General features: G+C 36.5%; 9 protein-coding genes and 1 riboswitch. Of the genes, 3 read left to right on the top strand and 6 right to left on the bottom strand.

Going from position 1 to position 16,236, the window contains the following annotated elements; translation table 11 throughout:
* Window position 1: 1 nt before the first annotated feature.
* From FLUTA_RS13755 to FLUTA_RS13740, 4 genes are read right to left on the bottom strand one after another with little or no spacing between them, the layout of a single operon-like run.
* Complete coding sequence (locus tag FLUTA_RS13755) at window positions 2–745, bottom strand: 5'-nucleotidase C-terminal domain-containing protein (protein ID WP_013687493.1); 744 nt, start codon at window positions 743–745, stop codon at window positions 2–4.
* Entirely contained in the window at window positions 711–2,993 is a 2,283-nt protein-coding gene (locus FLUTA_RS20885; RefSeq protein WP_013687492.1) for an endonuclease, read from the bottom strand. Before FLUTA_RS20885 ends, FLUTA_RS13755 begins: the two co-directional genes overlap by 35 nt.
* A gap of 18 nt (window positions 2,994–3,011) precedes the next feature.
* Window positions 3,012–5,729: a TonB-dependent receptor gene (locus FLUTA_RS13745; RefSeq protein ID WP_013687491.1), complete on the bottom strand. Its 2,718-nt coding sequence runs from the start codon at window positions 5,727–5,729 to the stop codon at window positions 3,012–3,014.
* A gap of 50 nt (window positions 5,730–5,779) precedes the next feature.
* Window positions 5,780–6,829, bottom strand: coding sequence for a lamin tail domain-containing protein (locus FLUTA_RS13740; protein WP_013687490.1), 1,050 nt, complete (start codon window positions 6,827–6,829; stop codon window positions 5,780–5,782).
* A 406-nt stretch (window positions 6,830–7,235) separates the two neighbouring features.
* Here FLUTA_RS13740 and FLUTA_RS13735 point away from each other — a divergent pair, with 406 nt between their 5' ends.
* Window positions 7,236–9,398 (top strand): S9 family peptidase, encoded by a 2,163-nt coding sequence (locus FLUTA_RS13735; RefSeq protein ID WP_013687489.1) that lies wholly within the window; start codon window positions 7,236–7,238, stop codon window positions 9,396–9,398.
* 429 nt (window positions 9,399–9,827) lie between these two features.
* A complete protein-coding gene (locus FLUTA_RS13730; protein ID WP_013687488.1) occupies window positions 9,828–11,117 on the top strand; it encodes a citrate synthase in 1,290 nt (429 codons plus the stop codon).
* A gap of 383 nt (window positions 11,118–11,500) precedes the next feature.
* Here the strand turns inward: FLUTA_RS13730 and FLUTA_RS13725 are convergent, their stop codons facing one another.
* Window positions 11,501–13,444 (bottom strand): T9SS type A sorting domain-containing protein, encoded by a 1,944-nt coding sequence (locus FLUTA_RS13725; RefSeq protein WP_013687486.1) that lies wholly within the window; start codon window positions 13,442–13,444, stop codon window positions 11,501–11,503.
* A 118-nt stretch (window positions 13,445–13,562) separates the two neighbouring features.
* Window positions 13,563–13,747: riboswitch (cobalamin riboswitch) on the bottom strand.
* Window positions 13,748–13,928: 181 nt separating this feature from the next.
* Here FLUTA_RS13725 and FLUTA_RS20880 point away from each other — a divergent pair.
* On the top strand, window positions 13,929–14,972 hold the full coding sequence (locus FLUTA_RS20880) for a T9SS type A sorting domain-containing protein (RefSeq protein WP_013687485.1): 1,044 nt from the start codon (window positions 13,929–13,931) through the stop codon (window positions 14,970–14,972).
* On the opposite strand, the gene FLUTA_RS13715 is transcribed toward FLUTA_RS20880, so the two are convergent.
* Complete coding sequence (locus tag FLUTA_RS13715; protein ID WP_013687484.1) at window positions 14,962–16,116, bottom strand: THUMP domain-containing class I SAM-dependent RNA methyltransferase; 1,155 nt, start codon at window positions 16,114–16,116, stop codon at window positions 14,962–14,964. The two genes, FLUTA_RS20880 and FLUTA_RS13715, sit on opposite strands and share 11 nt — an antisense overlap.
* Between the last annotated feature and the right edge of the window lie 120 nt (window positions 16,117–16,236).

The raw sequence follows: 16,236 nt of genomic DNA, 5'->3' as shown, positions 1-16,236 counted from the left end.
CTTACCAATTTATTCTTTCTTCGCCAGAAAATGTAATTTTTTGCTCTTTTTTAACAGCTTCAATAATAAGGTCTCTGAATAAAATAGTCGTTTCAATGCGTTCTAATGGATTGTTAAAGAAGAACATATTATCTCCTCCATTCGCTAAAAAGTCCGAAGTTACCACCCAAAAATAATTCGCTTCTTTTGCGTGATTATCTGGGAAAATCAATTTTCCATTCAGCAATTTAAATCCGCCAATCGGTTCACCTCCCTTTTCTTTCAGGTAGGTTTCCATTTCAGGCAACCTGTCAAGAGATAATTTCAAGTAAACAACTCGGTTATCAAAAGGCATTACTTTATAAATATCACCTACAGTAATGTTTCCAGCTGGCAAATCTGCTCGTAAACCACCAATATTGATAAAAGCAACTACTGGCTCATTTTTAAAAATAGAGCTATCCTTCGCTTGTTGAATGAGCTTATCACAAATCCAAAATCCCAAGGAGGAATTCGGTCTGCCAGTGACTAAATTCGTCGTAGTTGATCCAATGACAACTCCAAATTCCTTCAACATTTCTCTTCTATAGGGCGCAACCATAGAATCCATTTCCACAGAAGTATTTGCAGTTCCATCTATGTTCTGTTGCGAACCATTAATCTGCAAATGATAAGAGCAGGCCGTTAGACCTGCTCCTATTAGAAAAAAAAGAAAAACGATTTTCTTCATGTTATTCAACGATAAACGTACGTGAAACTTTTCCATATGGAGTTTCTACTTCAATTAAGTAGGTTCCAGTATTGAAATCTGTTGTATTTAATTTCAAAAGATCAGATGTTAAGTTCGCTTTTTCTTCAATTACCTGACCAGATAAAGAAACAATTTTGTAGTTGTTGATTTGAGTTCCATTTACTTGCACATACATTTCTGTTGTTGCAGGTACAGGGAAAACTACTAAATTTTGTTGCAACAATTCTTCATTAAGACCTAAACTACCACAACCAGTCGCAAGGTAAGTCATATTTGAAAAGTCTACATAACATGCAAATTGCGTACTATCAACATACGGGTTACGATTATTTTGCTGAGAGAAAATATACTCGTTACGTGCAATTTCATAATTATCTGGTAAATCTGCCAAGTGCCAAGTTTTCAAAATATTTTGATCTTGTGCTACAGGTAATTTCCAGTTATTACCTGAAATTCCATTATAAGCAGTAGCCATGTAGAACATAGCACGAGCAGCGTTTCCTTTTTGTGCATTTCTTGGTTCGTAAACCATTTGAGATCCATTCATTCCTGTTCTACCTTCCAAATATGTAAATAAGACATTTCCAGTAATTACATTCATTGGTAAATTACTTCTTGGAGAATTTGCTTGATTTTGATTCACAGGATACAAATTGTGCTGATCTGAATATTCAGGTTTTGCTGGATTATCAGCAGGATTTGTTGGCATCCAAGAATGAGAATAAGTATGCTCACGAGAATATCCTTGAGCTGTCCAATCAAATGGATCATTAAAAATCTTACGCTCGCCAGTGTACGAACAAACAACCAATGATCTTCCGTCAGTTGTATCTCTTACCTCAAACTGAGTCATCAACGTTATTTTGTAATTGGTATAAGAAATCACCGTATGTGGATTAATCAAAGCAGACAAAGACGTCAAGAAATTTGTGCTTGTATGATTGATTCCGTTGTAATAATTCGCAATTTGTTGTCCTTGAGAAGTAATATTACCTGTTAAAGGAGCTGTTGTTTTGTAATTTTGGAAACCTGCAGGTCCGTTAAATGAAAAAACAGCAATGTTGTAAGTTTCGTTTGCAATTACGTGGCGTGGAGAAAAATTGACCGCTGGTCCAACATAAGCTACTTGTCCGTTTCCAACAACATCTCCTCTTTTATAAGTTGTTCCATCCACTGGAGCACCAGAAACTGCAGTTCCATTTTTCGTGTAAACTACTAAATAATTCTCCGTATTTGCACTTGGAGTAAACGATCCGCTGAATGTATATGCTTTATTTGTTGGGAACGTTAAGTTTGTTGGATTTGCAGTTGGCTCTGTAGCCAAATTGTTTGTTCCAATACCATATAGATTGATCACATACGCAGCCTCATCCGCATCATCAGAATTGATTGTTAATGCAGCTAAACGAGATCCAATTCCTGCAGGTGCAAAGTTTATTGCTAAAGTACTTGTTGCTCCTCCTGCGATTACGGTGTTCGTAAATGGTGTAGAATAGTCTCCCGCTTGAGCTCCTGAAAACGCAGCTCCTGAAACTGTTAGGTTACCTGCACCTGTATTTTGAATCGTTACTGTTGTTGCAGCTGTATTACCAATAGCATACTGACTTCCTGTAAGGTAAGTTGTACCACCAATTGTAACATTGATTTCTCTAGCTGGAGGAACATAAGCAAAAATGTCATTCAAAGCTCTTGGAACCAACTGGTAGTTTGCGTTAAACTGACCTACCAAAGCAATGATAGAAACTGGTCCTGTTGGAATTGCAGTTCCATCAATGTTTGTTGTTCCATTGATACGAATATCCATGGTGGTTGTTCCATCAGTAATTTGGACTGTACTATTTCCAGATGCAAAAGAACCAGTTGTTGTAAATGTGACATTATCCACACGTACCAATTTAGATTCAATCATTTCGTTAATTGCTGAAAGAGGAACTGGTAAAGGAGCTAGTAAAGTTACTGGTCCGTGGTTTACTACATTGGAAACAGGATCTAACTCCAATAATCCTTGGTAATCTTTCAAGATACCTGTTACTGTAATCGAATCTCCTCGCAAAACACCGTTCAAAGCAGGTCCAAAGGCAGGAAGAGCAGCTGTTCCGTCCTGTACATAGCGAATTGACCCCAATTCACTTCCATTTGTTACAACTCCTTTAATTGTAGCTGTTTGTCCGATTGCGAAATTACGTGCATCTGCAATCGTTGCCTGTGCCTTCACGGATAGTGAAGCAAAAGTTACACAGGCTAAAATCCAAAGTTTATTCATTGTCGTTCTTTTTTAAAATTAAAAATTAACACCTAAAGACAAGTTATAGCGAATCCCTTGACCGAATACCACCGATGCCGATTGAGCATCTGATCCGAATGGTGCATAATAACTATTTGTTGCATCAGCCATGAACTTCGAATTTAAGATATTCGAAACCATTGCATTGAAGAATATATTGACTTTTTTCACTTTAATCGAGTACCCTGCAAATGCACTTAACAAACCATAAGATGGCAATTTCCAAGACTCTCTTCGTGCATTATTACCTTGCAAATAAAATGGATTAAATGCTGCATAATAACGATCAAACCATTGATATTGAAGCTTAACATACAACCTTTTAATCGGTTCGTAACGTAAACTAAAGTTTAACATTGTTTGAGCAGCATCACCAACGTGTACACCTTTGGCATCAAATGTGAAACTATAATCTAACTGAGGTACATAGAATGTTTCGGAAGAATTCCAAGTCCAGTTACCCAATGAAACCATTGCTTCTGCTTGTAATTTCTTTGTAATGTTGTAAGCAACATCCAATTCTCCACCATAATGAATCGCATCCATTCCATTGATATTTAAATAAATAGATGCTGTTGGATCTTCAGGATCAGGAATTGAAACTCCATAAGGGAAAGGTTTGTTTTTCCAGTTTGTAAAGTATCCATTCACATTCACCCCAAAATACTTGTTAGAAAAACTATATCCTAACTCAACAGCTTGGATAATCTCATTCTTGATTTCTTGGAAAAATGTGTTTGTATTGTTATCAATTACATTACTAAACTGGGGTGTTCGTGATAAATAACCCAAATTGACAAACAATTTCGAATTTTCATTCAAGATATAACTGACACCTCCTTTAACAGTTGCACCTGGAATCGTTTTCCAATCTGTAGCGTAGTCCTTCAAACCAGAAGAAGAAGCCGTATAGGTGTTGCCATTGTATTGAATAGTATCATTTGCACCTATACGCAAAGTTGTATCTCCAACTTCCAGTACTTTTTTCTGAAAATAATCAACTCCTTTGTAAGCGTTAACGACCCCAGAAAGATTTAAAAACGCAGTCCATCTAGACCCTGAGTATTCCACGGAACCAAATACTCCTCCCCATTGAACAAATGCGTCACGATCATTGTTAAATGTATTCAACGTAATCTTATCCCCTTTGCGCTTCATTGGATTTGGATCATTCTTATTACTTGTACTAATATAATAATCTCCTCCTAATAAATCTGTAATTTCCTGATAGTGACTTCCTTTGTAATACCGGTAATCAATCCCTCCAGAAACGCTCCATCTCGGATTCAATTCATATTGAAATTGACCTAAATACCCAACCCAAAAGTGGTTATTTACAGATGAGATAAGTATTTGTGAAGATTTCAATTCAGTTGGAGAATAAGCTAAATCTACATTTGGTCCGCCAAACAATGCATCAACCTGATTTCCCTTTACAATTGCATCCCAATCTACATGTCCATCCTCAGTATATAATGTACCTGAAGAGTTAGCCAAACGAGTACCACCTCCTCTACCAATGGACATATATGCAATATTTGAAATCGAAAGCTTCTTATTTACTTGCCAAAAATCTTTCAGGGTAACCTGAGGTTTATGGTAATAATTCAAACGCTCATTTTTCAATTCTTTGACACCATCTTTATTCGTTATGTAACCCCAGTGTTCATTGAAACGAATTCCTCTATCCTTAATTCCAGTTTGATCAATAGGAGATCCTAAATTAGTTGCAGTTTGTGTATCCCAATATTGAATTGGTTGATAAAAAGAACGCTGACCATGTTTTTGAGGTGCTCCGAAAGCGGATAAACTAACTAAGTGTTTCTTAATTATTTTCTGAACCTTCCCATAATAAAAACCACCTTGTGTATTGGTTCCTTCAACCCATCCATCACCTTGTTTGTACGAACCTGAAAAGTTGAATCCCCATCCTTTTTTTGTTCTTCCAGAATTGTAAGACAATGAGCTTCTTAATAAATTACCTGTTCCGTATTCTTGTTTGAATGTAATTCCTTTCTTATTGTGCATACCTTGAGTCACAATATTCAATGAACCTCCAACAGATGGCATAGAAAGCTTTGTTGCACCCAATCCACGTTGAATTTGAATTTGATTCGTAATCGCATCCAAACCAAACCAGTTTGACCAATATACCGCACCATTTTCCATATCATTGACAGGAACACCATCAATTAACACACCTACATTTCGTTGATCAAATCCACGAACTGTAATACGAGCATCTCCGTCTCCACCACCTGTTTGAGTAGCGTAAACTCCTGGAGTAGCATTTAAAAGCATGGGTAAATCACGAGAACCTAGCTCTTCTGTGATTTTTTGTTCTGAAATTTTAGTAATTGCAATCGGTGTTTTTCGATCCAAAGAAATATTGGCTGTAACTCTGATTTCTTCAATTTCAGTGCTTCCTCCCAACTCAGGGTTAACAACGGTTTCTTTTGTTTTAACTGTAATATCCAATTTCAGGGTATCAAAATCAAAGCCTCCAACTGTCATTACATATTTACCATAAGGCACTTCCTTGAACTCATAATTTCCATTGTCATCTGAAATAGCTTTATAAGTCCCCATGCTGACATAAGCACCCGGAATAAATTCGTTTGATACATTATCCTTAACAGTCCCTCTAACAGTTGATGTTTGAGCAAACGAAATTAATGGGAATAACAATAGAAATGTCGTAATAAATCGCAACATATTTTTTAAATAAAAGAAGGCCGGATATAAATCCGACCTTGTTATAAAATTTACTTAAGAACTACTCGTTTTGTTAATACCGATCCATTTTCATGAACGATACGAATCAAATAAACTCCTTTATCTGACCCCAAACGTAGAGACATAACAGGTGAAGTATTATTTGTAGAACGATTTACTTGCTGACCAAGTGCATTCAAAATCGTCACTTCTTTTACAGCTTGTGTATTTTTCAAATAAACAACACCATCAGTTGTTGGATTTGGATAAATAGCAACTTCCTCTAATTTATTATCATCAACAGACAATGGAGTACAGTCACAATTGTGCCATCCTAAAGAGAACCAGTTTCCAAATTTAATAGGACCATTTGCACCTGTAATTGGGTTACCATTTTGATCATTAACCGTTGTTACAGCTGGAATTGAATCCCATTCATCAAGCGGATTAAAGAATGTTGGGTTTGCGGTAACACCTTTTTTAACACCTGGCTTACGAACCAATGAATGATCACTACTTAACAAAACCCCTTGACCTGTATTGTATGGAAAAGCAGAAGACCAAGCTCCTCCAACGCTTGAACCCACCTGTCCTTGTTCGTTTGCTGGGTTCTCACCGATTTTACCAAACACATCAACAATAGAAAACCCTGTTGCCGTTGTAATTAAAGCAGTTGCAGGACCAGTTAATGTGCCCTTTGCTAATAAAACTGCATCATTCCCATTCCAATAAAAAGCATCATTAGTAGTATAAACCGGAGAATAAAAACCATCAGCTCTTACTTGTAAAGAATCCCAAACAGGCGCTTCATTTCCAGTTTGTGTAGGATCACGCTTATCTAAAACCGCAACATAAACAGAATATGCCGCAACCGTACCTGTCAATTGAATAGCATTTGAATTAGTCGCTGTAGTTGATCCATTTGAATAACGTGCAACAAAATAACCACTTAGATTTATTGCTTGACTTGTTGGATTATAAATTTCCAATGCTTTGTTGTTTGACCATCCCTCAACGTATTCTGAGATGAATAATTTGGAGCAATCTTGTGCGTTTGCAACAGAAGATAATAAACCTAAAAAAAGTAGTGCTTTTTTCATAACTAATTGACTATTAAATTTACAGATAAAATACAGCGTAAAGGTATAAGAAATCCACTCAGCTTATTTGCTGAAAAATAACACCAGATGCTTCGGGAGAAGCTCTTGTTATTATGGATGAGTTTCATTTCTATTTCATTATACCAAATATCTCATTTCTAAATGGTTTCAGTCTGCAAAATCACAGCATCAAGGAGTACATTCAGAAATTTACGAGGCAAAGTTAAGTCAAAATATCTATTCCTACATTACATAATTGTTAACAATCAACTAAGGTTATACACGTTCACTTTATATAACCAAATTGATATTAAACAAGCTGTTAACTATTTTACACCACTCATCAATAATTCACTTATAATTGGATTGGTTTTTGGTTATTTTTGCTAAAATCAAATTAGATCGTATGAAAATTAAATTGTTCCTTTCCTTCATTTGCATTGCATCATTAGGATTTGCTCAAAAATTAAGTGTAGAAAGCATTTGGAAATCTGGTGAATTCTACGCAAAACGCATAGATGGTTTTACAGCTTTGAGTGATGGTCAATCTTTCACAAAAATAGTGGAAGAAGGTGGTAAATCACTACTGAAGAAGTTTCAATTCAAGGATTACAAAGGTGCTGGAACAACTCTAGTGAATCTTTCTGATATTCAATTCGAAGGAAAAACATTGGAATTTGATGATGTTAATCTAAGTAAAAGTGGAAAATGGCTATTGATTCAATCGAATACAAAATCAATTTATAGACATAGTTATTCGACTACTTATTATGCTTATAATATCGAAAAGAAAGAAATTCGAAAAATTCATGCCACCAATCAACAGCAAACACTTGGAACTTTCTCTCCTGATGAAACGAAACTAGGCTTCGTAGCTGGCAATAATCTATTTGTTTATGACTTAGTTAACAATGCAGAGAAGCAAATTACATTCGATGGGAGATTAAACAGTATCATCAATGGCACTACTGACTGGGTTTATGAAGAAGAATTTGCAATCACCCAAGGATTCGAATGGTCACCCGATTCTAAATATTTAGCTTTTATGCGATTCGATGAGATGCATGTCAAACAATTTCAAATGGCCATGTATGGAAACCTTTATCCAGAGGAATATACCTTTAAATATCCGAAAGCTGGTGAAGCAAACTCGAAAGTCAGTTTTCATATTGCGAATGTAGAAACCGCAACTATCAAAGGGGCGATGCTTGGTGATTTCGAATATCTTCCTCGCTTTCAGTGGTCACCAACCAAAAATGAAGTATTTGTATCTACTTTGAATCGCCATCAAAGCACGGTAAAGTATCACTTAATTACAAATCCAGAGACACCAACCGACCGTATTTTCTTCGAAGAAAGTTCGGATACATACTTAGATGCAGACAACGTAATTCTTCTAAAAGATGGAACATCCATGCTTCGAACATCAGAAAAAGATGGGTACAATCACATTTACCACCTTACTTTTGACGGAAAATTAAGTCAAGTTACAACTGGAAATTGGGATGTCATGGATCTTTACGGAATTGACGAAAAGAAAGGAACTGTTTTTTATTCTTCTTCTGAAAATGGAGCAATGAATAAAACACTCTATTCTATTCAATTAAAAGGAACGGGGAAAAAGTTAATTTCAGAAGCAACAGGCTATCACGATGCAGAATTTGCTCCGGGATTCAATTACTTTATTCAGACAAGTTCTTCCGCAAATACAGTTCCGATTTACAGTTTATGTGATCGTAATGGAAAAACCCTTCAAGTATTGGAAGCAAACATCGAACTTCAAAAGAAATTCGATGCAATGGGTTTAATTAAAAAGGAATTCATGCAAGTAGATGGTGCTGCAGGAAAATTGAACGCATGGATGATTAAGCCTGCAAACTTTGATCCGAATAAGAAATATCCTGTGTATTTCAATGTCTATTGTGGACCTGGTAGCAACATGGTTACCAATAATTACGATGGCGCTGATTATTTATACCATCAATTATTAGCTCAAAAAGGTTACATCATATTTTGTGTAGATACCAGAGGGACACAATTTCAAGGAGCCCAATTCAAAAAATCAACCTACTTGCAATTGGGAAAATTAGAAACAGAAGATTTGATCGCAGTAGCTAAAAACCTTCAAAAAGAATCTTTTGTTGACCCAAATAGAATTGGAATCATGGGCTGGAGCTACGGTGGTTTTATGACTTCATTAGCCCTAACAAAAGGAGCCGATGTATTTAAAATGGGAATTTCAGTTGCCCCTGTTACCAACTGGCGAAATTACGACAACATCTACACCGAACGTTTCATGAGAACGCCACAAGAAAACGCTGCTGGTTACGATGATAATTCACCTGTAAACCATGCGGGAAAATTGAAGGGAAAATTATTATTGATTCATGGTTCTGCTGATGACAATGTACATTATCAAAACACAATGGAATTCATCACTGCTTTGGTAAAAGCAAACAAACAATTCGACTTATTTATTTACCCGGATAAAAACCATGGAATTTATGGTGGAAACACTCGAAACCACCTCTTCCAAATGATGTTTAATTATACTATAGACAATTTATAAGAGAAGATTCTAGAGAGTTTAGAATCTATTTATCAACTTTGGAGCTATTGAAGTAGTAAAACACGGAGATAGTTCCAATTGGAATAGTTAAATTACATAAGTCTTCTAATGATTTAGATTGGTCTTGATGTAGTTTGTATCCATTCGTTTTATCAACTGCGAAAAGACTGCAGTAATAAATCATGTATTCTTTGTTGAGATTGGGAATTCAATTTACGCCTTTATAAGTTACAACAAGTTTGTTCCCAAATTGTAAACCAAACTCTTCCAGCTATTTGAGCTTATTGAAAAGTTTATCATTGCTAGCTTAACAAGTACCTATAGTTATTTTGCAAAAAAAGATTGGTTTTTGAGGATTATTATATTCAATTCTTTATTAATTTAGTGCGGCTAATAAAATTGTTAGATAATACACTCTTATAGATCATCATGAGCAAAATTGCGAAAATCGAATTAGATGGGAAGGTTTACGAATTCCCAGTTGTACAAGGTACAGAAAATGAATTGGCTATAGACATTTCAAAACTACGTCAAGAAACAGGCTATGTAACTTTAGACACAGGTTACAAAAACACAGGTGCTACCACTAGTGCTATCACTTTTTTAGATGGTGAAGAGGGAATCCTTCGTTACCGTGGCTACCCGATTGAGCAGCTTGCAGAAAGCGCTACTTTTATTGAAGTTGCTTACTTGTTGATCTATGGTGAATTGCCAACACAAGTTCAATTAGATGATTTCATCTCAAGCATTACAAAACACACATTGGTTCACGAAGACATGAAGCAGTTCTTCGAAGCTTACCCAGCTCAAGCACATCCAATGGGAGTATTGTCATCTATGGTTTGTTCACTTTCTACATTCTATCCAGAATCTTTAGATCCAAATAGAAGTGCTGAGAAAAAGAACAGAACGATCTTACGTTTGTTAGCAAAATTACCAACTCTTGCAGCTTGGTCCTACAAAAACTCGATGCGTCACCCGTTCATGTACCCTAAGAACGAATACGATTACGTAAAGAACTTCTTATATATGATGTTTGCAATGCCAACTGAAGATTACAAAGTTGATCCAGTTGTTGTTGATGCATTGAACAAATTATTGATTCTTCATGCTGACCACGAACAAAACTGTTCTACATCTACAGTTCGTATCGTTGGTTCATCTCAAGCAAACTTATATGCATCTATTTCTGCTGGTATTTCTGCTCTTTGGGGACCGCTTCACGGTGGTGCTAACCAAGCAGTAATCGAAATGTTGGAGAAAATCCACAACGATGGTGGTGATGTTGATAAATGGGTATTAAAAGCAAAAGACAAAGATGACCCATTCCGTTTGATGGGATTTGGTCACCGCGTTTACAAAAACTTCGATCCACGTGCAACAATCATTAAGAAAGCTGCTGATGATGTATTGGAGAAATTGAAAATCAATGATCCATTATTGGATATCGCTAAAAAATTGGAGAAATATGCTTTGGAAGACGAATACTTCAAATCAAGAAGCCTGTATCCAAATGTAGATTTCTATTCTGGAATCATCTACAAAGCACTTGGAATTCCATCTGAAATGTTTACAGTAATGTTTGCATTAGGTCGTTTACCAGGATGGATTGCACAATGGAAAGAAATGTCTGAAGGTGGGGAGCCAATTGGTCGTCCAAGACAAATCTATACGGGAGAAACTACAAGAGAATACGTTCCAATTGCAAAAAGAGGATAAGAATCAGTAATAGCTGATGAAAACTTAGGTTCTGTCTTGAAAGACAGAAAAACCATAAGGACTTAGTTATTTTATATATCATGAAAGGTGTTTGTTTCGGCAGGCACCTTTTTTTGTTTGTAACTAATCATTGAAAACTATGTGTCTATGACCTATTGTAGTTAGAATAATAAAATGACATAGAGCATATAGAACACATAGAGAATTATTTGTTTTGACTAATGACGTAATATTGCGGAATTACGTCAAAATGCTTCAAGAGCATATCCCCTAGCAAGCAAGAGTCACTCTCTCACTTGCTAATCACTAATCGGCATTCTTAATTAAAAAAGGCTATCCACACCGAAGTAGACAGCCTATTTCGAATAGTGGTGGGTTTATCTTTATTTACTCACTACAAATCGAGCACTTGAATTTCCCACTTTCAAGAAGTAGAAACCATTCACCAAAGCGGAAATATTCAAGGTCGATTTAGCACTTTCTAAACTTGTTTCCAATACTTTTTGACCTTGTGCATCATAAACGATTGCTAATTCACCACCCAACGCAACAGACTCTATATTCAACGAATTGGATGCTGGAATTGGATAAATCAATAAATCAGAAGTCGTTAAATCACCCAACCCTGCACTCGAACAAGAAACTACAACGGTTTGTGATTCATTCGCAGTATTTCCATTTCCATCTGCAAATACCCAATCAATAGTATAAGTTCCTGGAGTTGCATAAGTCAATGGATCAGTTGTTGTTGCAGTGATTGTACCAGCACAATTATCTGTAGCCGTTGGGATTGTTGTAATCACGTCATTGCATGCAATATTCAAAGACGAAAGTGAAGTTGCTACAGGAGCAGTATTATCAGTTACAACAATGTCTTGAGTAACAGTAATGCTATTTCCATTTCCATCATTGAAAGTCCATTCTATTTCAGTTGTTCCAATTGTAGTAATTGGAAAAGCGGTTGCAGTTGTTCCTGTAATTGTTCCTGCACAATTATCAATAGTTGTTGGAGCTATTGGAGTAACCGAACAAGTTCCTGTAGCATCATTCAAAATTGGAATTAAAGGATCAGTTGTATCATCAACCACAACCGATTGAGTTTGAGTCGTCGTTCCATTCCCATTGGTAAAAGTCCACGTAATTGTATAAGTTCCTTGCGAAGTATAACTCGTAGGATTTGATGTTGTTCCCGTTACTACACCATTATCTGCAGTTGGAGCTATTACTGTGGCACTACATTGACCTGAAACAGTTGAAAGTGAAGCCTGATCAGGAACAGGAGCTGGCCCAGTTGGTTGATGAAATGTTTTCAAAACACATTTATTCGCACCAATACAACCTGCAATACTTCCTGATTCAATCAGTGTAAAAGTTGCTCCATCAACTACCTCATATCCAGAAGGTCCTGTAAAAGCCGAAGCCGTAGCAATGACAAAATCACCGGTAGTTTGATCAACATCAAAAGATCTCCCATAACCAAAATCCCATGAACCAGTAAGTAAACTCGTATAAACAGCTGTTAAAGGGAGTACAGGAGGAGTAACAATGTCATATTGAAACAACTTTTTGTTGCTTAGAGTCCAGAAATACAATTTGTTATTGTAATAACGCAGTAGCTTTCCGCTCACCCCCAGATTTACGGGTGTTCCCAAAGCATCAGCATTTAATACATCAATCGAAACAAGGTTTGTTCCGCCAATCACCCATAGTTTCCCCTGATTATCATAGGTAATTCCTGCAATTGAACCTACTCCAGGATTAAATTTAGCAACCACTGTATTTGTAATCGTATCTATTTTCACCAATTGTTGCCCCTGATCTACATACATAAATCCGTTGGCAAACTTCATGTGATTACTGTAAGTAGTAATTTCATTGTTTGGTTCAATAACTGGAGTCAATGTGTTGTTCATCAAATCAATCAATGAAACAACTCCTCCTTGCGCATAGCAAGCATAAGCTTTTGTGGGACTTGCAACCCCTAAGTTTTGAGGAGCTTGAGCAAAAGTCTGTACCAACGTCATCGATGGATAATTTACAATTGCAATACGACCAGCACCATTTGGTTTCTCAGCGAGAATTGCTTTATTTCCAGCAATCACATAATCCTGAAGTACATTAAACCCAATAGTACTATTTGCTGTTTGATACATTCCAGCAGAAGTAGTAGCTGGATTCACCATTGTATTACGCACAAAAACATCTCCGTTTGTGCTTCCAAAATTACCTTCAGCAATCAATTCCAATCGAAAAGTAGTTTGCGCTTGAAGTTTAATAGTTGTAGTAGTTAAGATTAATCCACAAAGTAATACTTGGATTTTTTTCATCTTTTTTTTGTTTTATCCCAACACTTATCGTCAGGTTTGTTTTATTAAAATGATGAAAAAGGAATGATGCGTCAATGTATAACTTGACAATCCGCCCCTTCACTTTTTCACCGAAAGCTACAGTACATGCAGATTGGCAGGTCTCCTGACTCAGTCCTTTAATTAACCTTCCCAACCCGTATCGGATCAGTGGTATTACAAATTAAATATGGACTCTTACAGTTGCGGGAACAGCTCCAGATTTACACTGGATTCCCTTTTAATCCCGAAAAAAATCGGGAACCAAATCGCGGTGCAAAAGTAATCTGAATTATTTGGTTTCACCACTTCTCAAAAAATAATATTCGCTTCACATAGAATTAAACAAAATCAATTTAGTCAACTTCAAAAATTATCCAAAGCATAACCTACTCATAAATAAAGCACTAAATAGTTACTATAAATTAGCAGTATCAAATTTGACACATTATTTTTCTCAAACAAAATGAAACAATTTCAACAATTCATAGTTCTTACACTATTCTTCATCGGAACTTTCTCCACAGGATTTTCTCAATGCCCATCTGGAGCAATTGGCGTTAGTGGACCTGGATGCGGATGTTTAAGCGGGTGTAATCTAACAAGTGTTGGAGGCCCTAACTGCTCTCCTTCCGTTGGTGGAAATTGCGATGCTGGTTATTTGCCTATGCAAGTTGACATTAATGTACCTGCAGGATGTACATATACTGTAAGTGCTACCATGCGCGACCGACCAGGATGCACGAATGCTTCAGGAGCTGACGGAAATTGCCAGACTTGTGATGTTGTTAAAGTCGATATTATAGGAGGAGGTAAAATTTTTCAGCAAGGTGGGAGCAATTCTACTTTAAATGATAGCTACACTTTGGCTGGTCCAGGAACAATACGAGTTTCAGGAAGAGCTAACAGAGCCGATGAAATCATCACCTACTCAACAACTTCAAGCGGAGCAACTTGCGTGAATTGCAACAGTGTTCTTCCAATAGAATTAACGGCATTCACCGTTTCTTTGGAAAACAATGCTGTTACTTGTGATTGGTGGACAGAAACAGAACTCAACAATGATTACTTCACAATTGAGCGCAGCGCAGATGGAATTCACTTTGAGTATGTTGGTTCTATGAAGGGTGCAGGAACTAGTTTAAATCCTCTTCGCTATAAAATATACGATTACGATCCATATTTGGATATCGTCAGTTATTACCGCTTGTCTCAAACCGATTTTGACGGAACAATCAGGTATCAAGATTTGAAATCCATCAAACCAAAAAGAATCAATGAATTAACCATTTATCCAAACCCTTCCAGTGGAAGCATACATATCACTGGGGATATCAAAACATTACTTGCATCGAAACTCTATGATGTTACTGGAAAAGAAATTAAACTGAACTATTCGCCTACAGAAAGTAATGGCATAACTATCTCGGCATTGTCCGTTGGAGTTTACACATTTGTATACTTTGACAATGAGAAAATGATCTCTGAACGTATACTAATTACTCCTTAATTTCTGATGGATCGACTCCTTTCTTAGATCCTTCGTAGATAGAATACTTTCGGAAAGAACACTCCAAATCGCCATTAAACAATTTGTATTTCTTATCTGGCTTAAGAGCCAAGTATTTGAAACCAGCCTCGCTAGATGAAATCACAAAACAGGAATACCCCATCAAACGGTGTTTCATGATACTTCCTAGTGTTCCGTACAATTCTTCCACGTCTGTTTCCAAACGTTCGCCATAAGGAGGATTTGTGATTAAAACTGCTGGTCCTTCTGGAAATGGAAATTCTTCCAATGCAGCATTATGAACTTCTACAAATCGCCCGAATGAAAAGCCTCGTAGATTTCGTTTGGATTTCATGACCATTTGAGAATCTATATCTCCCCCAATCAACGTACAAGGAAGTTCTTTCACCACTTTATTCGCTTTTGCGTGGATTTCTTCCCACAAAGGAGCATCATAGTTCGCCATATTTTTAAAGGCGTAATGAGTTCTTTCAATATTTGAAGGAATTCCTGCAGCAAGTAAAGCAGCTTCGATTAACAACGTTCCTGATCCACAGAAAGGATCAATCAAAGTTGTTTTCTTGTCCCATTCTGTCATCCGAAGTAATGCAGCTGCAACGACTTCATTCAATGGCGCATCCCCTGTTGATTGGCGATAACCTCTCTGAAACAATGGAACTCCGCTAGTATTTACCGAAATCACAGCTTCATTTTCGCGCACATACAGATCGATAACAACTTGGGGCGATTTTACATTGATATCTGGTCTTTCACCTTTTACGTCGCGAAAATGATCTACAATCGCATCTTTTATGAGTAAAAACGGGAATTGAGAATGATTAAAAAGGGATGAATTAACAGCTCCTTTTACAGCAAATGTTTTTCGGACATCAAAAAGGGCTGACCAGTTAATTTTCTTCGCTTCGGTATACAAATCTTTCTCCGTAGTTACGGGAAATTTGCGCAACTCAACCAATACTGAAATCGCACAACGAATATGTAGATTTAGGAAATAAACATCTTTCCATTCTCCTTCAATTTGAACAGCTCTATTCAATTTTACACTTTCTGGATAACCTAATTCTTTTAGTTCATCAGCAAGTACATCTTCTAAACCATAAAATGTTTTAAGTACAATTTTCATAAAGACAATTCAATTATTTGAGAGTACAAAAGTAGATAAAAGCTCAGAGCTTTACTAAACAGGATAGAAATAAGGCAAAAAGCCAATTATTTTAGGCAATAATTAACTACTTTTGAAGCA

Source organism: Fluviicola taffensis DSM 16823 (assembly GCF_000194605.1).
Classification (GTDB): Bacteria; Bacteroidota; Bacteroidia; order Flavobacteriales_D; family Crocinitomicaceae; genus Fluviicola; species Fluviicola taffensis.
This window is presented reverse-complemented; position numbering and strand designations above follow the sequence as displayed.

Coding starts and splice junctions, on each gene's coding strand:
- FLUTA_RS13745 (WP_013687491.1), bottom strand. CDS start 5,729: ATGTTGCGATTTATTACGACATTTCTATTGTTATTCCCATTAATTTCG.
- FLUTA_RS13735 (WP_013687489.1), top strand. CDS start 7,236: ATGAAAATTAAATTGTTCCTTTCCTTCATTTGCATTGCATCATTAGGA.
- FLUTA_RS20885 (WP_013687492.1), bottom strand. CDS start 2,993: ATGAATAAACTTTGGATTTTAGCCTGTGTAACTTTTGCTTCACTATCC.
- FLUTA_RS13740 (WP_013687490.1), bottom strand. CDS start 6,829: ATGAAAAAAGCACTACTTTTTTTAGGTTTATTATCTTCTGTTGCAAAC.
- FLUTA_RS13730 (WP_013687488.1), top strand. CDS start 9,828: ATGAGCAAAATTGCGAAAATCGAATTAGATGGGAAGGTTTACGAATTC.
- FLUTA_RS20880 (WP_013687485.1), top strand. CDS start 13,929: ATGAAACAATTTCAACAATTCATAGTTCTTACACTATTCTTCATCGGA.
- FLUTA_RS13715 (WP_013687484.1), bottom strand. CDS start 16,116: ATGAAAATTGTACTTAAAACATTTTATGGTTTAGAAGATGTACTTGCT.
- FLUTA_RS13755 (WP_013687493.1), bottom strand. CDS start 745: ATGGAAAAGTTTCACGTACGTTTATCGTTGAATAACATGAAGAAAATC.
- FLUTA_RS13725 (WP_013687486.1), bottom strand. CDS start 13,444: ATGAAAAAAATCCAAGTATTACTTTGTGGATTAATCTTAACTACTACA.